The following is a 25,793-nucleotide window of genomic DNA, read 5'->3' on the forward strand; positions in this document are numbered from 1 at the left end:
GCGGGCCGATCGGCCCGCTTTTTTTTTCGTCCGCGTCGTCCCGCCAGGCTTACATCGCCTGCGCGCGCGTCCCGGCCCGGTACGGATATTTGGCGAAGATCTCCGCGATCGCCGAATTGATCTGCTGCGCGCGCTGGTCGGGCCTGAGATTGGCGACGCGTCCCACAGCCACGCCTTCCCATACCAGTCGCTTCTGGCGTGCGTCGACCAGATCGATGTTCATCGTGCCCTCGGTGTAGCGGTACACGGTGGTGCGGTCGTTCCAGTACGGCACCGCGAAGTAACCGCGATAACGGTAGCTGTAGTAGTACCCGTAATCGACCGTCGGCACGCTGCTGACATCGGTGCGGCGTTCCAGATAGGCATTGATGTTCACCCACAGGTCCGGGTTGGTTTCGCTGTAGATGTAACCGCGACGTTCCATCTCGGCGCGCACTGCAGCCTTGGCGATCTCGCTGGTCTGGGTCTCGTAGCCTTCCTTCTCGATCGCCAGCGGCGTGTAGAACGACCAGGTGCGGTACACCGAGAAGTCCACGCGCGGATCCGCTTCGGTGGTAACACGGGGGCCGGTGGCACAGCCGGCGAGCAGCACGAGGCCGCACAGCGCCACGAGCCAGGTGGCAACGCGGGACGAGGTCTTCATGTCGAGTCTCCCTGTGGTCTGGCGAATCGTGACCGGCGGTCCCGATACCGGTCCTGAACATACCCCGACCCTCGTGCAATACATGCGAGGGCCGGGGCGAATGTTCAGCCGGGGCGATAGACCTCGGCGCCCTGGGCGCGGAACTCGGCGGATTTTTCCGCCATGCCCGCAGCCAGCGCGTCGACTGCGGTGACGCCCTGCCCCGCGGCGTAATCGCGTACGTCCTGGGTGATCTTCATCGAGCAGAAATGCGGACCGCACATCGAGCAGAAGTGCGCCGCCTTGTGCGCGTCCTTGGGCAGGGTCTCGTCGTGGAAGGCTTCGGCCTTTTCGGGATCGAGCCCCAGGTGGAACTGGTCCTGCCAGCGGAACTCGAAGCGCGCCTTCGACAGTGCGTTGTCGCGCACCTGCGCCCCCGGATGGCCCTTGGCGAGATCGGCCGCGTGGGCGGCGATCTTGTAGGCCATGATCCCGTCGCGCACGTCCTCACGGTTGGGCAGGCCCAGATGCTCCTTGGGCGTCACGTAGCAGAGCATCGCGCAGCCGTACCAGCCGATCATCGCCGCGCCGATCGCGCTGGTGATGTGGTCGTAACCCGGCGCGATGTCGGTGGTCAGCGGCCCGAGCGTGTAGAACGGCGCCTCGCCGCACTCGCGCAGCTGCTTGTCCATGTTCTCCTTGATCAGCTGCATCGGCACATGGCCAGGCCCTTCGATCATGGTCTGGATGTCGTGCTTCCACGCGATCCGCGTCAGCTCGCCCAGCGTCTCGAGTTCGCCGAACTGGGCGGCGTCGTTGGCATCGGCAATGCAGCCAGGACGCAGGCCGTCGCCCAGGGAGAAGGCCACGTCGTAGGCCTTCATGATCTCGCAGATGTCCTCGAAGTGTTCGTAGAGGAAGCTCTCGCGATGGTGCGCCAGGCACCATTTGGCCATGATCGAACCCCCGCGCGAGACGATGCCGGTCACGCGGCCGGCGGTCAGCGGTACGTAGCGCAGCAGCACGCCGGCATGGATGGTGAAGTAGTCCACGCCCTGCTCGGCCTGTTCGATCAGCGTGTCGCGGAAGATCTCCCAGGTCAGCTCTTCGGCGCGGCCGTCGACCTTCTCCAGCGCCTGGTAGATCGGCACGGTACCGATCGGCACCGGCGAGTTGCGCAGGATCCACTCGCGCGTCTCGTGGATGTGCTTGCCGGTCGACAGGTCCATCACCGTGTCGCCGCCCCAGCGGATCGCCCAGACCAGCTTCTCGACTTCCTCGGCGATGCCCGAACTCACCGCGGAGTTGCCGATGTTCGCGTTGATCTTGGTCAGGAAGTTGCGGCCGATGATCATCGGCTCGCTTTCGGGGTGGTTGATGTTGCTCGGCAGGATCGCGCGGCCGCGGGCGATCTCGTCGCGCACGAATTCCGGGGTGATCACCTGCTGGATGTGCGCGCCGAAGGCCTCGCCCGGGTGCTGCTGGCGCAACAGTGCATCGCGCACCAGATCCAGGCGCTGGTTCTCGCGGATCGCGACGTATTCCATCTCCGGCGTCACGATGCCGCGGCGCGCGTAATGCATCTGGGTGACATTGGCGCCGGCGTTCGCCACGCGGGGCAGCGTCCGCGCCGGAAAGCGCACATGGTCGAGCCGGGGATCATGCTCGCGGCCGCGACCGAAGGCCGAACTCAAGGCCGGCAGCAGCCGGGTGTCGCCACGCTCCTCGATCCAGCGCGCGCGCAAGGGCGCCAGCCCGGCGGCAAGGTCGATGGTGGCCTGCGGATCGGTATACGGCCCCGAGGGGTCGTAGACGGTGACCGGCGGGTTGTCCTCGCCGCCGAACAGGGTCGGCGTGCGGGTCTGCACGATCTCGCGCATGGCCACGCGCAGGTCGGGGCGCGTGCCCTGCACGTGGATCTTGCGGGAACCCGGAATCGGGCGTGTCACCGATCCCGAGAGCTGGTCGGTCTGCTGCTGCAGCGTGGATGGCTCGGCATTCATGGCATTCGTCCTTGTGGCGTGTTCGCTGGGAACGGGACGAAGCGGCGGCGCGGCCCCGAAGGGCCCAGGCCGCACGAAGGGTGCGGACGACGGGCGCCAGGCGGGTGCTGCGAAGCTCCCTACGCCGGTATCAACCGGATCAGGTTCGAAGGGACTGTCTCAACCGGCGTGATGCCGGTACCCCCGCTTCCCGGGCATTAGATCGCGAAGCGGCAGGCGGCGCCAGCCACGGCGCCACGCGCGCGCCACGTCGCGCCTACTCCAGGCTGTAACCGACCCGGAACCCGCCCCAGTGCCGGCCGGCCACGAACACCGGCACCGACAGGTCGAACATGATCTGTCCGGTGTCGCGGCGGTAGACCTGCAGCCGCCACGGGTCGGTATGCGCGCCGACGCTGCGCCCGACGCGGTCCTCAAAGATGCGCTTGGTGCGGTTGCCGACGAGATCGCGCGCCGGATCGCCGGTCAGGGGCTGACTGAAACGAAGGTTGTGCGTCGGCACGTAGCCATCGGGGTTGGCGCAGATCGCGAACACGATCCATGGATGCGCCGAAGCCACCGGTTCCTGCAGCGGCGGCAGGACCACATCGCACAGCGCATCGAAGCTGGTGCTGTATTTCGCCGGCGAGACGCCGGGCACCGCAGCGTAGTCGCGCGAGAACAGCGCTTCGGTATCGATCTCGCGCCGGGCGATCGCCGCGTCCAGCGCATCGCCGATGCGCGATGCCGCGGTCTGCGCCAGGTCGCGCACGCAGGCATGGCGCGGCGTCGCCATCGGATCCGCAGGCAGGCGGAACAGGCGCACGCCGTCGTGCAGCGTGGCGGCATCACGGCCCAGGCCCTCGCTGCGCTCGGCGACCTGCGCGGCATGTTCGAGGTTGCTGCGTCCCAGCGTGACCACCTGTTCGACGGCGCGATCGATCGCGGCGATCTCGCCGCTCTGCGCGTCGACGCGGGTGGCCACCGAGGCCATCGCGCGGCCCGCGCCGCCCAGCAGTTCGCCGATGCCATCGAGCACCTCGCCGGTGTGGCGTGCGGAGGCGGCACCTTCGCCGAGCGCGGAGACGGTCTCGCCGATGATCCCGCGCACGTCGCGCGCCGCGCTGGCAGCCTGGTCGGCCAGGCGCCGGATCTCGCTGGCGACCACTGCGAAGCCGCGCCCCGCTTCGCCGGCATGCGCCGCCTCGATGCTGGCGTTGATCGACAGGATGTTGGTCTGGAACGCCACCGTGTCGATGACCTCGATCACGCTGTGGGCACGGGCGGAGCGCTGCTGCACGGCGGCCATCGAGTCGGCAAGTGCCCGCGCCGCCTCGATGCCCTCGCGCGCACGGGCGTCGGCGCTGCCAGCCACCTCGCGCACGGCCTGCAGATCGCCGGCCACCGCCTGCAGGTCGGCCAGCAGACGCCGGCTCGCCGCCTGCACGGACTCGAGCGCCTCCAGTTGCGCCTGCGACTGGCACACCAGGTCGTCGTTCTCCCCGACCAGATGCGGCACCTCGTCGGCGATGCCGACCGACAGGGCAACGGCCTGGCGGATGGCCTCGGCCAGGTTGCCGAAGCCGGCGGACAAGCGCCGCGCCAGCGGGCGGTCGTCGGTGGCGTCGCACAGCGATGCCAGGTCCAGGTCGCAGCGGCTCAACAGGCCGCCGATACCATCAAGCAGGTGGTGCGCGGCCGCAGCCTCCTCGAGCTGGCACGCAAGCGGCTGCAGCACGGCGAGCGCAGGCGCGGGTCCATCGCCACCGGCGAGGCCAGCGACCTCGCGCAGCAGCGCCGCGGTCTCGGCATGCGGCAGCGACAGCACCCAGCCGCCACGTTCGCTGTCGGCCTGGTAGCGAACCCGCGCGGCGGGGTCGTTGCCAGGCGCAAGCCAGATGCCGTCGCGCCCGGTCAATGCATCGACCGTCAGGCCCCAGGGCAGGCCCCGGGTGCGCCCATCGAGGGCGGCGCCGGCAAGGCCCAGCAGGTCGATCGCGGCGCGGTTGGCCTCGATCAGGCAGCCGTCGGCATCGAGCCGCAACAGTCCGACCGGCGCATCGGGCAGATCCCCGCACCTTCCCGGAACGGTGGCTCCGGCCGTGGCCTCTGCCCTCGCCTGCATGTCCGTCATCGCCCTGTCCCCTGCCGATCCCTCTGTTTCTGTTAGCGGCCATGGAAGCGGGATGTTGAGCACGGCCCTTGACGCAGCGCACCATCGAGGGGGAAGCTCGGGCCATGCCATTGGCCGCCGACTGCACGCCGTTCGCCTCCGCAAGCTGCCGCTGCAGCAGGCGATGCGATGGGTGCGCGGACGCGTTCACCACCATCACGACCGGCACCACCCGAACCCGGGTGCGGACTGGCGTGTCCGACTGACAGCACGCCGCTCCGCACCCGATCCGGGTGCGGCTGTACCGCCGACCTGGACCGAGACGCGGGGCCCCATCCCAAGGAGCCCACGATGTCCGCCCGCCCGTTTCCCGTCTCGTCCCTTCCGCTGCATCTGCACAAGTTCGGCGGCAGCAGCGTCGCTGATGCCGCTCGCATCGAAGCAGCCGCGCGGCTCGCGGCCCCAGCGCACGACCAGTGCAGTGTCGTGGTGGTCTCGGCGATGCGCGGAGTCACCGACGCCCTGGTCGAACTGGTCGAGGCCGCACGCAGCGGCGCCCCCTGGCACGACGGTGCGCAGCGGCTGCGGACGCGCCATGCCGACGCCGCGCGCGCATCCGGGGCCGCGTGTCGCGACAAGCTGCTTGCCGCACTCGACGCGCAGGCCCAGGCGCTCGGAGCCGATCTCGAGGCGCTGGCCCAGGCACGTGGCGCCGTGGCCACCCGGCTTGCCGAGCGCATCTGGGGACATGGCGAGCTGTGCAGCGCCGGGCTGATGCACGCCGCACTGGGCGGTGAGGCCGGCGGCTGGGCGTGGCTCGACGCGCGCGAGGTGCTGGTCGTGCAGACAGGCGAGATGGGCATGCACATCGATCGCGAGGCGAGCCTGCAGCGGTTGGCCGCATGGCGCGCGCGGCATCCGCAGCGCAACGTGGTCGCGACCGGTTTCATCGCGCGCACCGCGGATGGCCACGCGACCACCCTGGGCCGCAACGGCAGCGATCACTCGGCGGCCCTGCTGGCCGATCTCTTCGACGCGAGCGCGGTGACCATCTGGACCGACGTCGATGGCGTGCTCTCGGCCGACCCGCGGCTGGTGCCCGACGCAGTGCGCCTGGACGCGCTGTCGTATGCGGAAGCCTGCGAGCTCGCCTACTTCGGCGCCAAGGTCCTGCACCCGCGAACCATCGCCCCGCTGCAGGTGCGCGGCATCCCGCTGATGATCCGCAGTTCGCTCGACCCCGCCGCGCCCGGCACCCGCATCGACAGCCGCGGCGAACCGGCGCGTTCGCCGGTCAAGGGCCTGAGCATCGTCGACGACATGGCCGTGCTCGAGCTCGTCGGCAGCGGCATGGTCGGCGTGCCGGGCGTGGCCGAGGTGCTGTTCGCCGCGCTGCACGGCGCTGGCGTGTCGGTGACGATGATCTCCCAGGGCTCGTCCGAGCATTCGATCTGCTGCGTGGTACGCGGCAGCGAAGCGGCGCGCGGACGCGCCGCGATCGAGACGGCGTTCGCCGGTGCAATCGCCGCGGGCCAGGTCGAAGGTGTGCGCATGCAGACCGGGCTGTGCGTACTGGCCGCCGTCGGTGACGGCATGCGCGGCAACCGGGGCGTGGCCGCGCGCTTGTTCGAGGGGCTCGCGCAGGCGCGCGTGAACATCCGCGCGATCGCCCAGGGCGCGAGCGAGCGCAACCTGTCGGTCGCGATCGCGCAGGACGATGCCGCGCGCGCGCTGCGCACCGCGCACGCCACTTTCTGGTTGTCGCCGCAGACGGTATCGGTCGGCCTCATCGGCCCCGGCAACGTGGGCCGGGCACTGCTCGCGCAACTCGATGACGTGATGCCCGGCCTGCGGGCGCGTGCCGGGGTCGACCTGCGCCTGCGCGCGATCGCCGGCAGCCGTCGCATGCATCTCGCCGGCACGGCACTCGCGCCCGCGTCGGCGGCGACCCTGCTCGGCGACGATGCCGACCCCTGTGACCTCGACGCGTTCGCCGCGCATGTCCGCGCCAGCGACCTGCCGCACGCGATGATCATCGACTGCAGCGCCAGCGACGCGGTCGCGGCGCGGTATGCCGAATGGCTGGCCGCCGGCATCCATGTCGTCACTCCGAACAAGCACGCGGGCAGCGGCGAGTGGTCGCGGTACGCCCGTATCGCCGAGGCGCGCGTGACGGGCCACAGCCGCTTCCTGTACGAAGCGACGGTCGGCGCCGGACTGCCGGTCATCGCCACGCTGCGCAGCCTGATCGATACCGGCGACACCCTGCATGCGATCGACGGCATGCTGTCGGGCACGCTGGCCTGGCTGTTCAACAGTTTCGACGGCAGTCGCCCGTTCTCGGCGCTGGTCCGCGAGGCACGCGCGCTCGGCTACACCGAGCCCGACCCGCGCGACGACCTGTCGGGTCTCGACGTCGCGCGCAAGCTGGTGATTCTCGCCCGCGAGGCCGGGCGCACGCTGTCGCTGGCCGATGTCGAGGTGGAGAACCTGGTGCCGGAAGCCCTGCGCGAGCTGCCCCTGGATGTCTTCCTCGACAGCCTGGAGGCCCTCGACGCCCCGATGCGGGCGCGTCTCGACGCGGCGCGCGCGCAGGGTCGCGGGCTGCGCCACGTCGCCCGGCTCGACGCCGCGGGCCGCGCGACTGTTGGCGTATCCGCGCTGCCGTCGGATCATGCATGCATGCACACCCGCCTGACCGACAACCTCGTCCAGTTCACCACCGCGCGCTACGCGGACAACCCGCTGGTCGTGCAGGGCCCGGGCGCGGGTCCGCAGGTCACCGCCGCCGGGGTGTTCGGCGACGTGCTCGCGATCGCCCACGCACTCGGCGCACGCGCCGGTTGGCGGCAGGCATGACCGCGTCCGTTCCGGATGGTGTTCGGGCACCGGTCGCAGACGGCGCCAGTGCCTTCGCCCCGGCCAGCGTCGGCAACATCGGGGTCGGCTTCGATGTGCTGGGCCACGTGATTGACGGGCCGCGCGACATTGCCCACGTGCGCCGCATCGCCGAGCGCGAAGTGCGCATCGAAGCGATCGGCGGCGCTGTCGCCGGCGCGGACCGCCTGCCGCTGGCCGCCAGCGACAACACCGCCGGTCGCGCGCTGCAATCGATGTGCGAGGCGCTGTCGCTGCCGTTCGGCTTCGCGCTGACGCTCGAGAAGGGCATTCCGCTCGGCTCGGGGCTGGGCGGATCGGCGGCGTCGTGCGTGGCGGCGCTGGTGGCGGCCAACGCCCTGCTCGATGCGCCACTCACGCGCGCGGCGCTGTATCCGTTCGCGCTCGATGGCGAATCGGTCGCGTCCGGCGCGCGGCATGGCGACAACGTCGCGCCGATGCTGCTTGGCGGCATCACCCTCTCCACGCCCGAGCAGGCGATTGCGCTCGACGTACCCGCCTGGCTGCACGCGGTGGTGGTGCACCCGGACCAGACCCTGGAGACGCGACGCTCGCGGGCCGTGCTGGGCGCGCCCTACGGTCTTGGCGACGTGGTCGCGCATTCGGCGCACCTGGCGTTGTTCCTGACCGGGCTGCAGCGCGGCGACGCGGCGCTGATCCGTGCGGGCCTGCGCGATGTCCTGGTCGAGCCGCGGCGTGCCCCGCTGATTCCCGGCTTCGCTGCGGTCAAGCGCGCGGCGCTTGAGCACGGCGCACTGGGCGCGAGCATCTCCGGCGGCGGGCCGAGCGTGTTCGCGTGGTTCGAATCCCGCGCCGCTGCGGAGCGCGCGGCGCCGGCGATGCGCGCCGGCTTCGCCACGGCCGGCTTCGACGCCCGCGCCTACGTGTCGCCCGTCGCCGGGCAGCGCGCGGAACTGCTGCAGGCACCACCGGCATGAAGTTCGTCAGTACCCGCGGCCAGGCGCCGGCCGTGGACATCGACGCGGCGCTGGTGGCCGGCCTCGCGCCCGATGGCGGCCTGTATGTCCCGGACACGATTCCAGCCGCCGATCTGGCCCGCCCGCGCGACTCGCTCGCCGACACCGCGTTGGCGACCCTGGCGCCCTGGTTCGCCGGCTCGAGGATCCAGTCGCAGCTGCCGGGCCTGTGCGCGGATGCCTTCGCCTGGCCGGCGCCGCTGCGTGCGCTCGCGGGCGATGGCGATCATCTGCTCGAACTCTTCCACGGCCCCACTGCGGCCTTCAAGGACTACGCGGCCAGGTTCCTTGCCGGCGCGCTGTCCGCGCTGCGCACGCCGCACGCGGCCGACAGCACGATCCTCGTCGCCACCTCGGGCGACACCGGCGCTGCAGTCGCCTCGGCCTTCCATCGCCGCCCCGGCTTCGCGGTCGTGATCCTCTATCCCGAAGGACGCGTGTCGCCGCGCCAGGCGCACGGCCTCGAGTGCTGGGGCGACAACGTGCGCGCATTCCGCATCGACGGCAGTTTTGACGACTGCCAGCGGCTGGCCAAGGACGCCCTGTCGGATGCGGACCTGCGCGCCCGCAGGCCGCTGACCACTGCGAACAGCATCAGCCTCGGGCGCCTGCTGCCGCAGGCGGCCTATTACGCACACGCGGCCGCGCACCATTACGCAGCCCATGCCCGACCGCTGAACGTCATCGTGCCCACCGGCAATCTGGGCAACGCTTGCGCGGCCTTCATCGCGCGCGCGATGGGCGCGCCGCTGGGCGAGATCCGCCTGGCCTGCAATGCCAACGACACTCTCCCGCGGTTCTTCGGCGGTGCCGGCTACCTGCCGCAGCCGACGCGCGCCACGCTTGCCAATGCGATGGACGTGGGCGCGCCGAGCAACTTCGAGCGCCTGCGCCACTGGCATGGCGACGATGTCGCGCTCCGCGGCGCGTTCGTGGCCCGCTCGGTCGACGATGCCGCCATCCGCGTGACGATCCGCAACGCGGAAGCGCGGCACGGCATCGTGCCCTGTCCGCATACCGCCGCCGGGCTGCATCTTCTCGAGGCCTTGCGCGCCGACGGCGACCGGCGCGACTGGGCGGTCGTGGCGACCGCGCACCCGGCGAAGTTCGATGCCATCGTCGAACCGCTCGTCGGGCATGCCGTGCCGGTACCGCCCGCGCTCGCCGCGTGTCTCGCGCGGCCGGCACAGGGCGCCCGCCTCGGGCTGGAACCTGACGCGCTGCGCCGGAGGCTCCTCGACGCCTGAATCCATGGCGACTCGTCGCGATTGCGAGCGCGCCAGGCAGGTCGCGCCGACCCCGCCGCGGGCAAAAAAAAGGCCTCCCGGCAGGGAGGCCTTTTCAACACACCAGGCGCGTCAGTTGTTGCCGGCGCTGCGGTTGCCGTTCTTGCCGACCTTCAGCTGGCTGGTATCGACGCGCTGCACACCTTCGATATCGCGCGCGATGGCAGTCGCCCGCTCGATCTGGCCGCGGTTGTCGACATCGCCCGACAGGCTGACGATCCCGTTGGCGGTCTCGACACTGATGTCGAGGCCGGACACGTCGCTGCTCGCGAGCAGATCGGCCTTCACCTTGGTGGTGATCCAGGTGTCGGAGACCGGCTGGTTGGATTCGGTGTTCGCCGCCACGGTGCGGTCCTTGCGATCGTTGTCCGCGTTGCGGTCGCCGCGGTCCCTGTGGTCGTTGCGATCCGCTGCAGCGCCGGTGTTGCGGTCGCCATCGGCGTTCGTGGCGCGGCGATCGGCGGCGCGGTCGCGCGACGCGTTGACGGCCAGCTGCTTGGTATCGACGGCGCGCACGCCTTCGATATCACGGGCGATCGCGGTTGCGCGATCGATCTGATCGCGGCTGTCGACATCGCCCGACAGGCTTACCGTGCCGTTCGCCGTTTCCACGGTGATGTCGAGTCCGGACACGTCGCCGTCGGCAAGCAGAGCGGCCTTGACCTTGGTCGTGATCCAGGTGTCCGACATCGGCTGGTTGGATTCGGTCTGCGCGGCGGTGGTGCGGTCGGAACGATCGGACTGCTGGGCCATTGCAGCGCCCGCGAACATCATCGAACCCGCAATCGCGGCGGCCAGAATGGTCTTGCGCATCGTCTTCATGGCGATACTCCTGATTGGGTGTGCAGCGAGTGTGGGAAGCGACTCGTGCCCGCGGGGTGAAGCGCGCAGCGTCCTGTTCACAATCCACTGATCGAGCGGTTGCTATCCAGCCGCTGATGAAATCCACGGCCGGCATGGCGGGCGCCCAGCCCGATCACCAGAATGTCCTCGCCGCGCGCGAGGCCGGACTGCGCTGGGTCTGCGACGACCAGCCGGGGCTCAGTCGCCATCGCGCCGGCAAGGGCTTCTGCTACCGCGATGCCGATGGCCGCGTCGTACGCGATGGCGCCACGCTCGAGCGGGTGCGCAGGCTGGCGATTCCGCCGGCATATCGCGACGTCTGGATCTGCACGCTCGCCAACGGCCACCTGCAGGCCACGGCGCGCGATGCGCGCGGGCGCAAGCAGTACCGCTATCACCCCGACTGGAGCGAGGTGCGCGGGCACGGCAAGTTCGACCGCATCGTCGCCTTCGGCACCGCGCTGCCGCGACTGCGCCGTGCGCTGGGCCGTGACCTGAGGTTGCCGGATCTGCAGCGCGACAAGGTGCTGGCAATCGTCGTGTCGCTGATGGCGCAGACCTTCGTTCGTGTGGGCAACGACAGCTACACCCGCAGCAACGGCTCATACGGCCTGACCACATTGCGCAACCGGCATTTCAAGCCACTCGGCGCCGGTCGTGCACTGCTGCGGTTCCGCGGCAAGAGCGGCCAGGAACAGGAGATCGAACTCGACGACGCGAAACTGACCGTGCTGGTACGCAAGGTGCAGCAGCTGCCCGGGCAATCGCTGTTCCAGTACATCGGGGATGACGGAGAACGGCACGGCATCGATTCGGGCATGGTCAACGACTACCTGCGCCAGGCGATGGGTGGCGCGTTCACGGCCAAGGACTTCCGCACCTGGGGCGGCACGCTGATGGCATTCCGGCGCTTCGCTTCCATGCCCCTGCCGGAAGACGGCAACGGCGGCGCGCCGAGCGAGCGCGCGCTGGCCACCCAGGAGAAGATCGTGATCGCCGACGTCGCCGATGCACTCGGCAACACGGTCGCGGTCTGTCGCAAGGCCTACATCGATCCGGTGCTGTACGCGGCCTGGCGCGACGGTGGCCTGCAGCGCGCTGCAGGCAATGCGCGCGGCGAACGCCAGTGGGAAGCCGCGGCGCTGAAACTGTTGCGGCAGCGGCACCGCAGGCGCCCAGCGAAATCGTTGTCAAAGTAACTGTTGACGCACTGCGCGAGCCCGTGCTTTTCTCGACCCATGACGCAGCGCAGCAGCCACTCGCAGACCGCAATTTCCGCACGCCTTGGCGCGCGTGACACGCGTCTGCCGCTCCTCCTCACCTCGGCCCTTCTCCTTCTCGTACTCCTTATTACCGTCCAGTCCGGCGCGGGGATGGGGTTCGTGTAGCGAATACGAAACCCAAGGTCGAAAGAACCTGAACCCCGTGCCGAGAGGCACGGGGTTTTTGTTTGCCCGGCCCTCGCAAGACCGCACCGAACGCGAGCCCGCCATGTCCGCCAGCCACTGCCCCGATCACGCCACCCACCGGACTCGCTTTCAAGCGCGGCATTGCGCCGGGCCGCGTATCCGAGCGCCAACGGGACTCCGCCACCGCCTCGCCTTCGCCAGCCGGACGAAGCCCGATATCGCGATCGGCCGCCAGCGGGTCGCAGCTCCCACCGCAGCGGATCGCATGCAACAGCGCCTCTTCCCAACCCCACAGATCGGACATCAGCGCCCATGACCAGCAACGGCAAACCCTCCATCGCCATCGTCGGCTACGGCAGCCAAGGCCGCGCGCATGCACTGAACCTGCGCGACTCCGGCTTCGACGTCACCGTGGGGCTGCGGCCCGGCGGACCGACCGACCACAAGGCCAGGGCCGACGGCTTCGTTCCGAGACCGCCGGCAGATGCGGTCGGGGCCGCCGACCTGGTCGCCGTGCTCACCCCCGACATGGTGCAGCGGCAGCTGTATGCCGACGTGCTGGCCCCGCACATGAAACAGGGCGCCTGCCTGCTGTTCGCGCACGGCCTCAATGTGCACTTCGACATGATCGCGCCGCGCGCGGACCTGGATGTGGTGCTGGTCGCGCCCAAGGGCCCCGGCGCACTGGTGCGCCGCGAATACGAGATCGGCCGCGGCGTGCCTTGCATCTACGCCGTGCACCAGGATCCCACCGGCCGGGCCGAGCAGCTGGCACTGGTCTATGCCACGGGCCTTGGCGGCGCGCGCGCCAACATCATCAGGACCACGTTCAAGGAAGAGACCGAGACCGATCTGTTCGGTGAGCAGGCAGTGCTGTGCGGCGGTGCGTCGTCGCTTGTGCAGGCCGGGTTCGAGACGCTGGTCGAGGCCGGCTACCAGCCCGAGATCGCGTATTACGAAGTGCTGCACGAACTGAAGCTGATCGTCGACCTGTTCTACGAGGGCGGCATCACCCGCATGCTGGAGTTCGTGTCCGAGACCGCGCAGTACGGCGACTACGTCAGTGGTCCGCGGATCATCGACGCCAGCGTCAAGGCGCGCATGAAGGAGGTGCTGAGCGACATCCAGGACGGCACCTTCACCCGCAACTGGGTCGCCGAGCATGCAGCCGGCCTGCCGAACTACCGGCGCCTGCGGCAGGCGGATCTGGACCATCCGATCGAGCAGGTCGGCCGGGCGCTCCGGGAGAAGATGGTGTGGCTGCAGGACGCGTCCGGCGCTGCTGCGACAAGGCCGGCAGCGCAGGCGCACACCCCCGCCGAAGACCTGCGGCCAGAGGCCGCCTGATGAACGGCGCCCGCTGGCTGGTGCACGCGCTGGAAGCCGAGGGGGTCGGGACGATCTTCGGCTATCCGGGCGGCGCGATCATGCCGTTCTACGACGCGCTGCACGGCGCGGCGCTCAGGCACGTGCTGGTTCGCCACGAGCAGGGCGCGGCGTTCGCAGCGAACGGTTTCGCGCGAGCTGGCGGGCGCGTCGGTGTCTGTGTGGCGACCTCCGGCCCGGGCGCCGCGAACCTGATCACCGGCATTGCCGATGCGATGCTCGATTCGGTACCGATGGTGATCATCACCGGCCAGGTGGCAACGCCGCTAATGGGCACGGACGCCTTCCAGGAGCTCGACGTGTTCGGCATGACCCTGCCGATCGTCAAGCACAGCTTTCTCGTGCGCCATGTCGACCAACTGCCCGACGTTGTCGCCGAAGCATTCCGCCTCGCGCGCTCCGGGCGTCCAGGCCCGGTGCTGATCGATCTGCCCAAGGACGTGCAGACCGGCGATGCCACGCACCTGCGCGCGCACGTGCCCGGGCAGGTGGACACGATGCCGCCCTGCGCGGACCACGCCCTGCATCAGGCCGCCGCGCTGATCTCCCAGGCTCAGCGGCCGGTGGTCTACGGCGGCGGCGGCATCATCCTGGGCGATGCGCTGGAGGCGTTCCGCGAGTTCGCCGATCTGACCCGGATCCCGACCGTGCTGACGCTGCGCGCACTTGGCGCGCTCCCGTCGGCGCATCCGGCGAATCTGGGCATGCTGGGGATGCACGGCACACGCGCGGCGAACCTGGCGGTGCAGGAATCGGATCTGCTGATCGTCGTCGGGGCGCGCTTCGACGATCGCGCAACCGGCAAGCTGGCCGAATTCGCACCGCTGGCGCGCATCGTGCATCTGGATGGCGACAGCTGCGAGGTCGGCAAGCTGCGCGCGGCGGATGTGCCGGTGTGCGGCGACCTGACGACGAGCCTGTCGCGCCTGGGCGCGCCTTGCGCGGCGCAGATGCGGGGCCGGCACGCCGCGGCGCGCAGCGCGTGGTGCGAGCTGTGCGCGCAGCGCCGCGAAACCTTCGCCGCGCGCTACGACGCGCCGGGCGACAAGGTCTTTGCCCCGGCGCTGCTCAAGCGCATGAGCGAGCTGGCACCCGACGCGACCGTCGCCTGCGATGTCGGCCAGCACCAGATGTGGGTCGCGCAGCACTGGCGCTTCGACCATCCGCGCAAACACCTCACCAGCGGCGCGCTCGGCGCGATGGGCTTCGGCCTGCCGGCTGCGATCGGCGCGCAGATCGAAGACCCGTCGCGGCGCGTGATCTGCGTCAGCGGCGACGGTTCGTTCCTGATGAACGTGCAGGAGCTGGCCACGCTGAAGCGTTACGGCGTGCCGGTGAAGATCATCCTGCTCGACAACCAGGCGCTGGGCATGGTGCGCCAGTGGCAGGAGCTGTTCTTCCAGCGCCGCTATTCGGAAGTGGACCTGTCCGACAACCCGGACTTTGCCGAGGTCGCGCGCGCATTCGGCATCCAGGCGCTCTCGGTAGACAAGGCTGCCGATGTCGAGTCCGCACTGCTCGCGTTGCTTGCAGCCGACGGCCCGGCCCTGCTGCACGTCGCCATCGACACCGCCGCCAACGTCTGGCCGCTGGTACCGCCCAACCACAACAACGCGCAGATGCTCGATGCCGACGAAATCACTTCGCTCGATGTCGGCACATCCGTCGCGCCTGTATCCGAACCCGTAGTCACCACGCCATCCGAGGAGTCGAGCCATGCATTACCAGTGTGAGATGACCCTGCGCCGCGCCGAAGGCGCGCTGGTGCGCGTGCTCGGCACGACCGAGCGCCGCGGCTTCCGCCCGGTCTCGTTCGAGGGCGACACGCACGGTCACAGCGAGCACTGGAAGCTGCGCATGACCGTCGAGGGCGACCGCCCCGCGGGCAGCTTGCAGGGCCAGCTGGCCAAGCTCTACGACTGCGTCTCGGTGGAGGTGTCGCAGTGTCGTTGAACGCCACTGCCGAAGCTGCGCAGGCGCCGCCGCCATCGATCGCGGAGCCGGCGGTACCCGCGCGTCCACAGGTCTGGTTCGACGGCGTGCTGTGCGATATCGATGCGCTGCAGGCCGGCCTGACCACGCATGCGATGCACTACGGCAGCGGCGTGTTCGAAGGCATCCGCAGCTACGCGACCGCCGATGGCGCCGCGGTGTTCCGCCTGCCCGAGCACATGGCGCGCATGCGCGAAGGCGCGGCGCTGCTGGGCATGCGCTTCGATCCCGCGCAGGCCACCGACGCGGTACTGGCAACGCTGCGCGCCAACCGGCATCGCGATGCGTATATCCGCCCGTTGACGTGGTTCGGCGAAGGCGGCTTCGGCCTGGATGTCGAGGGCCACGCCGAACACCTGATGGTCGCGACCACCTCGACCCGGGTGCACCTTGGCGGCACCCGCGCGCGACTGGGCATCAGCACGTGGCGGCGCAATCCCGCCGACTCGCTGCCGCCGCTGAAGCTGTGCGGCGCCTACGTCAACTCCATCCTGGCCAAGCGCGAGAGCAGGTCGCGTGGATTCGACGAGGCGCTGTTCACCGATGCCGACGGCTTCGTCGTCGAATGCACGGGCGCCAACGTCTTCATCGTCAGGGCAGGCCGCGTCACCGCGGTCCAGCACCGCGACGCGCTGCCCGGCATCACCCGCGACACCCTCATCCGCCTGAGCGGCGCGGAGTCGCGCACAGTCACCCTCGAGGAGCTGTTCGACGCCGACGAAGTGTTCGCCTGTGGCACCGCCGCCGAAGTCGCGCCGGTGCACGGCGTCGAAGGTCGCAGCTATGGCGACAACCCGGTGACCCGCGAACTGGCCGCGTTGTATGCGCGCGTCGTACGCGGTGAAGCCGAGGCTGCGCGCGGCTGGCTGACGGCGGTCTGAGCATGAGCCGATCCGACGCAGGCCATGCCCCGCAAACGAATGCCGGTGATGCGCCGGCCGGGCGTTTGCGGCTGCGCCAGCTGGCCGCAGGCCGCGCCGGCGGCAGGCGCAGGATCGCGTTCGGCAACCCTGGCGCAGGCTTGCTGACGTGGCTTCGGTCGAACGTGCATCCAGGCCCACTGCAGTGGCCGCGTCGCTCCCCGCGCGCCACCGCGGCCGGGACGGCGGCACTCGCGCCGCTCGCGTCCGCCGCGCGCGCGGCGACCCCGCGACGCCGCAACGACCTCGCTGCACGCGCGCCGCCCGGGGGCGGCGAACCGCGACTTCGACCCGCGCCTTGTCCCCGCGCCGCATGCCCGCCACACGCACTTTCCAGGGAACTCCCCGCATGACCGCTTCCGACACCATCCGGATTTTCGACACCACCCTGCGCGACGGCGAACAGTCGCCCGGCTGCAGCATGACGCCGCAGCAGAAGGTGGTGATGGCGCGCGCGCTCGACGCCCTGGGCGTCGACATCATCGAGACCGGCTTCCCGGCCAGTTCCGAATCCGATCGCGAGGCCGCACGCCTGATCGCGCGCGAGGTCCGCCGGCCGACGCTGGCGGTCCTGTCGCGCTGCCTGCCGGCCGACATCGAAGCGTCGGCGCGCGTACTGGACGGCACCGCGAATCCACGCCTGCACGTCTTCATCTCGACCAGCCCACTGCACCGCGAGCACAAGCTGCGCATGAGCCGTCAGCAGGTGCTGGACATGACCGCGGCGAGCGTGGCCCATGCACGGCGCCTGATCGGCGATGTCGAGTTCTCGGCCGAAGATGCCACCCGCACCGAAGACGACTTCCTGGGCGAGGTGATCGGCGTTGCGATCGCCAACGGTGCGACCACGATCAACGTGCCCGACACGCTGGGTTACGCGACGCCGGAGGAAACCAGGGGACTGTTCGCGCGCCTGATCGGAACGATTCCCGGCGCGCGCGAGGTGATCTTCAGTGCGCACTGCCACAACGATCTGGGCCTGGCGGTCGCCAACTCGCTGGCAGCCATCGAGGGCGGCGCGCGCCAGGTGGAATGTACGGTCAACGGCATCGGCGAGCGTGCCGGCAACTGCGCGGTCGAGGAGCTGGCGATGGCGCTGAAGGTCCGCAACGCGTTCTACAACCTGGACACACGGATCGACACGCGCCGCCTGGTCCCGACCTCGCAGCTGCTGCGTCGCCTGACCGGCATGGCCATCCAGCGCAACAAGGCCATCGTCGGCGAGAACGCGTTCGCGCACGAATCGGGCATCCACCAGCACGGCATGCTGCGCCACCGCGGCACCTACGAAATCATGAATCCGGCCGATGTGGGCTGGCCCGATTCGAAGCTGGTGCTTGGCCGCCACAGTGGCCGCGCCGCGGTAGGCCATCGCATCCGCGCGCTCGGCCACACGCTGGACGAGCCGCAGCTGGAACAGGTCTTCGCCGCGTTCAAGGCGTTGTGCGAGCGCCAGCGCGTGGTCGATGACAACGATCTGGAGGCACTGCTGCACGGCGACGTGCACGGGCGGGGCTGGCGGCTGGCCTCGATGACCGTCAGCGACCGCGGCCAGCGCGCCAGCGCCCAGGTCGAGCTGTCCGATCCGGAAGGCGGCAAGGTCACCGAAAGCGCGCTTGGCGATGGCCCGGTCGATGCGCTGTTCGCCGCACTGGCCGCCGCGACCGGGGTCGAACTGGCCCTGGAAAGCTATCAGGTGCACAGCGTCGGCGTGGGCCGCGATGCGCGCGGCGAGGCCAGTGTCAGCCTGCGCCACGGCGACGACGTCCATGAGGGTTCCGGCACCAGCCGCGACATCATCGAGGCCAGCGCGCTGGCGTGGCTCGATGTCGCGAACCGCATCCTGCACCGTCCGCGCGCCGCGGCGCCGCAGGCCGCGCATGCCTGACCGGTCCAGCCTTTGCCGGGCGCCGGCTGGCGCCCGAAGCGCCCCCACTGCCCGCGTCTTCTCGCGCGTCCGCGCGCGCCACTCCGAATCAAGCATCAAGAGCCCGCAATGACCGCCAGCACGCCACGCACCCTGTTCGACAAACTGTGGGACGCCCACATCGTGACTCCCGAGACCGAGGCCGCGCCCGCGGTGCTGTACATCGACCTGCACCTGATCCACGAGGTCACCTCGCCGCAGGCCTTCACCGAACTGCGCGCGCGCGGCCTCAGGCCCCACCGGCCGGAGCGCACCAAGGCGACGATGGACCACTCCACGCCGACGCTCCCCCGCGATGCGCAAGGCCATCCGCGCTACGCAAGCGATGCCGCACGCGCTCAGGTCGAGATGCTCGCGGCGAACTGCGCGGAGTTCGCCATCGAGCTGTTCGACATGGACTCCGACCAGCGCGGCATCGTGCATGTCGTCGCCCCCGAGCAGGGCTTCACCCTGCCCGGCATGACCATCGTCTGCGGCGACAGTCACACCTCCACGCACGGCGCGTTCGGCGCGCTGGCGTTCGGCATCGGCACCAGCGAAGTGGGCAACGTGCTCGCGACGCAATGCCTGCTGCAGCGCAGGCCCAGGACCATGTCGATCACCATCGACGGTGCGCTTGCGCCGGGCGTCGGCGCCAAGGACGTGATCCTGCATGCGATCGGGGTCATCGGCGTCAACGGCGGTACCGGCCACGTGATCGAGTACCGCGGCTCCACCATCGAGGCGATGGACATGGAGCAGCGCATGACCCTGTGCAACATGTCGATCGAGGCCGGCGCGCGCGCCGGAATGGTCGCGCCCGACGACACCACGTTCGACTGGATCGCGCGCACCCCGCGCGGGCCAAAGGGCGCCGATTTCGACGCTGCGCTCGCCCGCTGGCGCCAGCTGCGCAGCGATGAAGGCGCGCACTTCGATGTGGAGATCCGCATCAATGCCGCTGACATCCGTCCAACGCTCACCTGGGGCACCCACCCGGGTACCGCGATCGGCGTCGACGTGCCGGTGCCGGTCGCGACCGATGCCGCCGATCAGAAAGGCCAGGACTACATGCGCGTCATCGCCGGCCAGTCGCTGGCCGGCATGCCGGTCGACGTGGTGTTCGTCGGCTCCTGCACCAACGGGCGCCTGCGCGACATGCGCGAGGTCGCCGAGGTGCTGCGCGGCCAGCGCGTCGCGGCCGGCGTGCGCATGCTGGTCGTGCCGGGCTCGGAGATCGTCAAGCGCGAGGCCGAGGCCGAAGGCATCGACAGGATCGTCCGCGATGCCGGCGCCGAATGGCGCGAGCCGGGCTGCTCGATGTGCATCGCGATGAACGGCGATCTGGTCGCGCCCGGCCAGCTGGCGGTGAGCACCAGCAATCGCAATTTCGAAGGTCGCCAGGGCCCCGGCGCGCGCACGCTGCTGGCCTCGCCGGCGACGGCTGCGTGGGCCGCTGTGCGCGGCGTCGTGGCCGACCCACGCGAACGCTTCGCCGACCGGCGGGAGGTGGCCTGATGTCCACCGCCCACGTTTCGGAATTCCCGGTCCGCTCGGCCAGCGTGGTGCTGCCGCAGACCAACATCGACACCGACCAGATCATTCCCGCGCGCTTTCTTTCGACGACCGAGCGCAAGGGGCTCGGCCGCTATGCGTTCAACGACTGGCGCTGGCGCGAGGACGGCAGTCCCAATCCGGACTTTGTCTTCAACCAGGCGCACAACGCCGGACGCTCGGTGCTGCTGGCGGGCCGGAATTTCGGCTGCGGCTCATCGCGCGAACATGCGCCGTGGGCGCTGCGTGATCTGGGCTTGCGGGTCGTGGTCAGCAGCGAGATCGCCGACATCTTCCGGGGCAACGCCTTGAAGAACGGCCTGCTGCCGGTCGTGCTGCCCGAGCACGTGGTGCAGGACCTGACGACGCGACCCGACGACGTGCTGACCGTCGACATCATCGCGCGCGAACTGCGAACACCGGACGGCAGCGTCCATGCATTCGCGCTCGATGCGTTCGCGCGGACCTGCCTGCTCGAAGGCGTCGACGAAATGGGCTTCCTGCTTGCGCGCAGGGCCGACATCCGCAACTACGAGGACACCCACCATGCACGCTGACATCGTCGTTCTGCCCGGAGACGGGATCGGACCCGAGGTGACCGCGGCCGCGGTCGACGTGCTGCAGGCGGTGGCGACGCGCTTCGGCCATCGCTTCTCCCTGCACGAGCACCTGATCGGCGGCGCTGCGATCGACGCCACCGGCACGCCATTGCCCGACGACACGCTCGCCGCGGCGCGCGATGCCGACGCGGTGCTGCTGGGCGCGGTGGGTGGCCCGAAGTGGTCCGATCCCAATGCCAGCGTGCGCCCGGAACAGGGCCTGCTGGCGATCCGCAAGGCGCTGGGGCTGTATGCGAACCTGCGCCCCACCAAGCCGCATCCGGCCGCGCTCGGCGCCTCGCCGATCAAGCCGCATCTGCTCGCCGGCGTGGACCTGCTGGTGGTGCGCGAGCTGACCGGCGGCATCTACTTCGGTGACAAGACCCGCGATGCCGACACCGCCAGCGACCTGTGCCGCTACAGCGTGCGCGAGATCGAACGAGTGGTGCGCCGCGCCTGCCTGCTCGCACGCGATCGACGCGGCCACGTGACCTCGGTCGACAAGGCCAACGTGCTCGAGACCTCGCGGCTGTGGCGCGATGTCGCCAGCCGCATCGCACGCGACGAGTTCCCCGACATCACCCTCGAGCACCAGCTGGTGGATTCGATGGCGATGCACCTGCTGTCGAAGCCGCGTGCGTTCGATGTGATCGTGACCGAGAACATGTTCGGCGACATCCTGACCGACGAGGCTTCGATGCTGGCCGGCTCCCTGGGCCTGCTGCCTTCGGCCTCGCTCGGCGATGACGCGATGCCCGGCGCCGGTTCCACTGCGTCGGGGCGTGCCCGAGGCATCTTCGAGCCGATCCACGGCTCGGCGCCCGACATCGCCGGCCGAGGCATCGCCAATCCCTACGGCGCGATCCTCAGCGCCGCGCTGTTGCTGCGTCATTCGCTCGACCTGGCGCGCGAAGCGGCCTGTATCGAGGCCGCCGTGGACGGCGCGCTCGCAGCGGGCGTGTTCACTGCGGACCTGGCGCAGGCCGGCGCGGCAGTCTCGACCGGCGAAGCCACGACGGCGGTGCTCTCGCGCATCGAGACCGCGTGCCAGGTCGCAGAACTGCGCGACTGACCAGACGGTGGCGGCAATGCCGCCCTCCCTTCGAACCAGCGCCGGCACATCCGGCGCGCCAGGACCCGCGATGCCCGAGTACCGCTCCAGAACCTCCACCCACGGCCGCAACATGGCAGGCGCCCGCGCCCTGTGGCGCGCGACCGGCATGGGTGACGAGGACTTCCACAAGCCGATCATCGCGGTCGCCAACTCGTTCACCCAGTTCGTGCCGGGCCACGTGCACCTCAAGGACATGGGCCAGCTGGTGGCGCGCGAGATCGCGCGCGTGGGTGGCGTGGCCAGGGAGTTCAACACCATCGCCGTGGACGACGGCATCGCCATGGGCCATGACGGCATGCTGTATTCGCTGCCGAGCCGCGAGCTGATCGCCGACGCGGTGGAGTACATGGTCAATGCCCACTGCGCCGATGCGCTGGTGTGCATCTCCAACTGCGACAAGATCACCCCCGGCATGCTGATGGCCGCGTTGCGGCTCGACGTGCCGGTGGTGTTCGTGTCCGGCGGGCCGATGGAAGCCGGCAAGACGCGGCTCGCGGACGGCAGCGAGGACAGCCGCAAACTCGACCTCGTGGATGCGATGGTGATGGCGGCCGACCCGGCGGCGAGCGACGCCCAGGTCGCCGATGTAGAGCGCAGCGCCTGCCCGACCTGCGGCTCGTGCTCGGGCATGTTCACCGCGAACTCGATGAACTGCCTGACCGAGGTACTGGGGCTTGCGCTGCCCGGCAACGGCACCCTGCTGGCTACCCACGCCGATCGCGAGGAGCTTTTCCTGCGAGCGGGACGCACGATCGTCGAGCTCTGCCACCGCTGGTACGGCGCCGGCGACGCGAGTGCCCTGCCACGTGGCATCGCAACGTTCGAGGCCTTCGAGAACGCGATGACACTGGACATCGCGATGGGCGGTTCGACCAACACCATCCTGCACCTGCTCGCCGCGGCGCAGGAAGCCGCGGTGGACTTCACGATGGCCGACATCGACCGGCTGTCGCGGCGCGTGCCGCAGCTGTGCAAGGCGGCGCCGAACTCGCCCGACTACCACGTCGAGGACGTGCACCGCGCCGGTGGCATACCCGCGATCCTCGGCGCGCTCGCGCGCGGCGGCCTGCTGCACACCGGGGTTGCCACGGTGCACGCCCCGACCCTGGGCGACGCGATCGCCCGGTGGGACATCGATGCGACCGACGACCCGGCCGTGCACACGTTCTTCCGCGCCGGCCCCGCCGGCATTCCCACCCAGACCGCCTTCAGCCAGGCGACGCGCTGGCCGTCGCTCGATGCCGACCGCGCCGGCGGCTGCATCCGCGACACCGGCCATGCCTACTCCCCCGAAGGCGGCCTGGCCGTACTGACCGGTAACCTCGCCCCGGATGGCTGCGTGGTGAAGACGGCAGGCGTGGACCCGTCGATCCACATGTTCGAAGGCCCCGCGCGGGTCTTCGAAAGCCAGGAGGACGCCGTGGCCGGCATCCTCGGCGACGTGGTGCAGCCGGGCGAGGTCGTCGTGATCCGCTACGAAGGCCCCAAGGGCGGTCCCGGCATGCAGGAAATGCTGTATCCGACCAGCTATCTGAAATCCAGAGGACTGGGCGCGCAGTGCGCACTGCTGACCGACGGGCGGTTCTCAGGTGGCACGTCAGGCCTGTCGATCGGGCATGTGTCGCCGGAAGCCGCTGCCGGCGGTGCAATCGCCCTGGTGCGCGATGGCGACCGCATCCGGATCGACATTCCCGCGCGCACGATCAGCTTGCTGGTGGACTCCGCGGAACTCGACGCACGCCGCGACGCGCAGCATGCCCGCGGCTGGAAGCCCGCGAACCCGCGCCCCCGCCGGGTGAGTACCGCGCTCAAGGCCTACGCACTGCTGGCCACGAGTGCCGACAAGGGCGCGGTACGCGATCGCGCCCTGCTCGGCGATTGAACAGGCGCACATCTCACGTGCCTGGCCAGGTTGCCGCGCCAGTGGGCAGCCGATCCAGCGGGCTCGCCACTGCGGATGCCCCGCGGCCCAGGACATGGGTATAGATCTGCGTCGTGGCGACATCCTTGTGCCCCAGCAGCTCCTGCACCGTGCGGATGTCGTAGCCGGCCTCCAGCAGATGGGTGGCAAACGAATGCCGCAAGGTGTGGCAGGTGGCCGGCTTGACGATGCCCGCGCGCAGGCGTGCAGCCTTCACCGCACGCTGCAGGACTTCCTCCGACACATGGTGGCGACCGGCGCGACCGGTGCGTGGATCGATGGATATACGCGCCGACGGGAACAGGTACTGCCAGCCCGGCTCGAGATCCGCGCCCGGATATTTACGCGCCAGCGCGTGCGGCAGATGGACACGCCCGCCCCCGCGCTCGCGATCGGCGGCATGCTGCAGGAGTGCGCGGGCGCGCTGCCGCTCCAGCTCGGGCAGCAGGCTCGCGGGCAAGGGCACGCGCCGGTCCTTGCCGCCCTTGCCATCACGCACCACGATCTCGCCGCGCGCGGCATCCACATCCTTGATTCGCAACCGCAGGCACTCGAGCAGGCGCATGCCGCTGCCGTAGAGCAGGCCGCCCATCAGCCAGCATGGCCCCTCCAGCGCAGACAACAGGCGCGCGACCTCCTCCTGCGACAACACCACCGGAATACGCCGCGGACGCTTGGCCCGCACCAGGCCCTCCATCCACGGCAGGTCGATATCCAGCACTTCGCGGTATAGAAACAGCAGCGCCGACAGCGCCTGGTTCTGGGTGCCTGCCGAGACCCGCCCCTGCGTTGCCAAGCCGCTCAGGAATGCCTCCACCTCGACCAGCCCCAGCCCCCGGGGATGGCGGCGACCGTTGGCCAGCACAAAGCGCCGGATCCACGCCACATAGGCCTGCTCGGTACGCAGGCTGTAGTGCCGCAGGCGCAAACGCGCCCGCACCTGATGCAGCAACCGGGGCGCCTGCGCGCCCGTTACACCCTCGTTTCCGCCGATGTAACTCATACGCCCGCTTTTTGGTCGGATAACGCAGGCAGCCTTACCCGCTTCCGGCGACACCGACATCCGCCAAGCTGTTGATGCTCGGTCGGATTTCCCCTCTTCCCGCGCCCGCCCCCGTGCCCGATACTCGGTGCAACACCGCGTTTAGGCGGTCCAATAGTTGTTTGACCCTGCTTGGAATATCCTATGGTCGTTCTGAATCTAGTTCCGCATTCGGGCGCCGGCCCAGTCCTTCTCGGGAGCTCGCGCGGACAGGCTCGCGAGGCGCTCCTTGCGCTGGGCTTTCCATTGGAGTGGTCTCGTGACTCTACGGATTACTTCTGCGAGTCCGCGATCCAGACCGATTGCGGGCCGGACGATCGGGTTTCTTTCATCGGCCTCGGCTGCCATGAGCGTTTCACGGTCGAGTACCAAGGCAAGAATGTGTTTGCGCTATCTGCGCCGGAGGTTTTTGCGCTGATTTCCGCTTCGGAGAGCTCCGACTCACACACGTACGAAGATTACGAATACTGCTTTCCCGACCAGATCATTACGCTGTGGGATGCGGATGAGCAGTATGACCGCCTTGGCAACGAGAGCCAGCCGGTTTGGGCCCAAGTGGGCATGGGTGACCAAGCTTATGCTGCGGCAATTGCCGCTATCCGTGGCAAGGTCTAACGATTCATTCAAGCCGACGCCGCTTCGCGGCGCGGCTTAATTCAGGTGTTAGGCGGCCCACGGAGCAGCATCGCGACGTGCAACAAGCAATTGCCCATATCTCGCTTCTGGTCCGTGATTACGACGAGGCCATAGAGTTCTACGTCGGGACACTCGGGTTCCGCTTGGTTGAAGACTCGCCGCGGCCGGAAGAGGGCAAGCGCTGGGTGGTCGTCGCTCCGCCTGGAAGATCTGGCACGTCACTACTACTCGCTCGAGCTTCGGGCACAGATCAGCTGGCGGCAGTTGGGGGCCAAACCGGTGGCCGGGTCTTCCTGTTCCACCAAACAGATGATTTCTGGCGAGACTACGAGCGGTATCGGTTGGCCGGCGTCACCTTCGTTCGCGTGCCCTCCGAGCAGCCTTACGGCACAGTGGCGGTGTTCCAGGACTTGTATGGCAATCTCTGGGATCTGCTGCAATACAACGGGTCGGTCCCGTATCGTCTCGGGGCCGCCTAACAATGCGTTCAAGCCGAACCGGTAGTTCCTTCGCTTTAGTGGACACCCTGACCTAACTGTCAGGAGCGCCCCATGGCAACACCAGGCCCCAGAACAACCTACCGTTACACCGAC

20 protein-coding genes and 1 riboswitch are annotated in these 25,793 nt (G+C 69.5%); of the genes, 15 read left to right on the forward strand and 5 right to left on the reverse strand.

The genetic code is table 11. The features are described from left to right. Nucleotides 1-49: 49 nt before the first annotated feature. From EGK76_RS13565 to EGK76_RS13575, 3 genes are all read right to left on the reverse strand, one after another. Complete coding sequence (locus EGK76_RS13565; protein WP_096296535.1) at nucleotides 50-643, reverse strand: DUF4136 domain-containing protein; 594 nt, start codon at nucleotides 641-643, stop codon at nucleotides 50-52. A 104-nt stretch (nucleotides 644-747) separates the two neighbouring features. Continuing rightward, nucleotides 748-2,625, reverse strand: coding sequence for a phosphomethylpyrimidine synthase ThiC (gene thiC / locus EGK76_RS13570; protein ID WP_123832954.1), 1,878 nt, complete (start codon nucleotides 2,623-2,625; stop codon nucleotides 748-750). A gap of 99 nt (nucleotides 2,626-2,724) precedes the next feature. Beyond that, nucleotides 2,725-2,820: riboswitch (TPP riboswitch) on the reverse strand. A gap of 61 nt (nucleotides 2,821-2,881) precedes the next feature. Continuing rightward, nucleotides 2,882-4,729 carry a methyl-accepting chemotaxis protein gene (locus tag EGK76_RS13575; protein ID WP_123832955.1) on the reverse strand — a complete coding sequence of 616 codons (1,848 nt, stop codon included), beginning with the start codon at nucleotides 4,727-4,729 and terminating at the stop codon, nucleotides 2,882-2,884. Between the two features lie 339 nt (nucleotides 4,730-5,068). Between EGK76_RS13575 and thrA the strand changes: the two genes are divergently transcribed. Genes thrA through thrC form a run of 3 tightly spaced genes read left to right on the forward strand, consistent with a single transcriptional unit; the run spans nucleotide 5,069 to nucleotide 9,839 of the window. Then, the gene (thrA, locus tag EGK76_RS13580; RefSeq protein ID WP_233580310.1) at nucleotides 5,069-7,576 is read left to right on the forward strand and encodes a bifunctional aspartate kinase/homoserine dehydrogenase I; all 2,508 of its coding nucleotides are present in this window, start codon (nucleotides 5,069-5,071) and stop codon (nucleotides 7,574-7,576) included. Continuing rightward, entirely contained in the window at nucleotides 7,573-8,553 is a 981-nt protein-coding gene (locus tag EGK76_RS13585) for a homoserine kinase (RefSeq protein WP_123832956.1), read from the forward strand. The genes thrA and EGK76_RS13585 overlap by 4 nt, the downstream gene beginning before the upstream one ends. Beyond that, nucleotides 8,550-9,839, forward strand: a complete 1,290-nt coding sequence (gene thrC, locus EGK76_RS13590) for a threonine synthase (RefSeq protein ID WP_123832957.1) — start codon at nucleotides 8,550-8,552, stop codon at nucleotides 9,837-9,839. Before EGK76_RS13585 ends, thrC begins: the two co-directional genes overlap by 4 nt. 111 nt (nucleotides 9,840-9,950) lie before the next feature. On the opposite strand, the gene EGK76_RS15690 is transcribed toward thrC, so the two are convergent. Then, entirely contained in the window at nucleotides 9,951-10,700 is a 750-nt protein-coding gene (locus EGK76_RS15690; RefSeq protein WP_233580311.1) for a BON domain-containing protein, read from the reverse strand. A gap of 116 nt (nucleotides 10,701-10,816) precedes the next feature. Here EGK76_RS15690 and EGK76_RS13605 point away from each other — a divergent pair, with 116 nt between their 5' ends. The 10 genes from EGK76_RS13605 to ilvD all read left to right on the forward strand — a co-directional run bounded on the left by EGK76_RS13605 (nucleotide 10,817) and on the right by ilvD (nucleotide 23,483). Next, a complete protein-coding gene (locus tag EGK76_RS13605; protein WP_123832958.1) occupies nucleotides 10,817-11,920 on the forward strand; it encodes a DNA topoisomerase IB in 1,104 nt (367 codons plus the stop codon). Between the two features lie 522 nt (nucleotides 11,921-12,442). Next, nucleotides 12,443-13,477, forward strand: a complete 1,035-nt coding sequence (gene ilvC, locus EGK76_RS13610) for a ketol-acid reductoisomerase (protein WP_123832959.1) — start codon at nucleotides 12,443-12,445, stop codon at nucleotides 13,475-13,477. Further along, on the forward strand, nucleotides 13,477-15,249 hold the full coding sequence (gene ilvG, locus EGK76_RS13615) for an acetolactate synthase 2 catalytic subunit (RefSeq protein ID WP_123832960.1): 1,773 nt from the start codon (nucleotides 13,477-13,479) through the stop codon (nucleotides 15,247-15,249). The genes ilvC and ilvG overlap by 1 nt, the downstream gene beginning before the upstream one ends. Further along, complete coding sequence (locus EGK76_RS13620) at nucleotides 15,233-15,469, forward strand: ACT domain-containing protein (protein WP_096296541.1); 237 nt, start codon at nucleotides 15,233-15,235, stop codon at nucleotides 15,467-15,469. The genes ilvG and EGK76_RS13620 overlap by 17 nt, the downstream gene beginning before the upstream one ends. Next, nucleotides 15,460-16,389: an aminotransferase class IV gene (locus tag EGK76_RS13625; protein WP_123832961.1), complete on the forward strand. Its 930-nt coding sequence runs from the start codon at nucleotides 15,460-15,462 to the stop codon at nucleotides 16,387-16,389. Before EGK76_RS13620 ends, EGK76_RS13625 begins: the two co-directional genes overlap by 10 nt. Before the next feature lie 388 nt (nucleotides 16,390-16,777). After that, complete coding sequence (locus EGK76_RS13630) at nucleotides 16,778-18,316, forward strand: 2-isopropylmalate synthase (RefSeq protein ID WP_123832962.1); 1,539 nt, start codon at nucleotides 16,778-16,780, stop codon at nucleotides 18,314-18,316. Between the two features lie 108 nt (nucleotides 18,317-18,424). Beyond that, nucleotides 18,425-19,852, forward strand: coding sequence for a 3-isopropylmalate dehydratase large subunit (leuC, locus tag EGK76_RS13635; protein WP_123832963.1), 1,428 nt, complete (start codon nucleotides 18,425-18,427; stop codon nucleotides 19,850-19,852). Beyond that, nucleotides 19,852-20,445 carry a 3-isopropylmalate dehydratase small subunit gene (gene leuD, locus EGK76_RS13640; RefSeq protein WP_123832964.1) on the forward strand — a complete coding sequence of 198 codons (594 nt, stop codon included), beginning with the start codon at nucleotides 19,852-19,854 and terminating at the stop codon, nucleotides 20,443-20,445. Before leuC ends, leuD begins: the two co-directional genes overlap by 1 nt. Beyond that, nucleotides 20,435-21,559: a 3-isopropylmalate dehydrogenase gene (leuB, locus tag EGK76_RS13645; RefSeq protein ID WP_123832965.1), complete on the forward strand. Its 1,125-nt coding sequence runs from the start codon at nucleotides 20,435-20,437 to the stop codon at nucleotides 21,557-21,559. Before leuD ends, leuB begins: the two co-directional genes overlap by 11 nt. 70 nt (nucleotides 21,560-21,629) lie before the next feature. Further along, nucleotides 21,630-23,483: a dihydroxy-acid dehydratase gene (gene ilvD / locus EGK76_RS13650; protein ID WP_123832966.1), complete on the forward strand. Its 1,854-nt coding sequence runs from the start codon at nucleotides 21,630-21,632 to the stop codon at nucleotides 23,481-23,483. Between the two features lie 13 nt (nucleotides 23,484-23,496). Here the strand turns inward: ilvD and EGK76_RS13655 are convergent, their stop codons facing one another. Beyond that, on the reverse strand, nucleotides 23,497-24,525 hold the full coding sequence (locus tag EGK76_RS13655; RefSeq protein WP_123832967.1) for an integron integrase: 1,029 nt from the start codon (nucleotides 24,523-24,525) through the stop codon (nucleotides 23,497-23,499). 183 nt (nucleotides 24,526-24,708) lie between these two features. Between EGK76_RS13655 and EGK76_RS13660 the strand changes: the two genes are divergently transcribed. Both EGK76_RS13660 and EGK76_RS13665 read left to right on the forward strand, forming a co-directional pair. Then, on the forward strand, nucleotides 24,709-25,179 hold the full coding sequence (locus EGK76_RS13660; protein WP_123832968.1) for a hypothetical protein: 471 nt from the start codon (nucleotides 24,709-24,711) through the stop codon (nucleotides 25,177-25,179). A gap of 77 nt (nucleotides 25,180-25,256) precedes the next feature. After that, entirely contained in the window at nucleotides 25,257-25,679 is a 423-nt protein-coding gene (locus EGK76_RS13665) for a VOC family protein (protein WP_123832969.1), read from the forward strand. Nucleotides 25,680-25,793: the final 114 nt, after the last annotated feature.

Origin of the sequence: Luteimonas sp. 100069, assembly GCF_003813845.1 — a bacterium.
GTDB classification, from domain to species: domain Bacteria; phylum Pseudomonadota; class Gammaproteobacteria; order Xanthomonadales; family Xanthomonadaceae; genus Luteimonas; species Luteimonas chenhongjianii.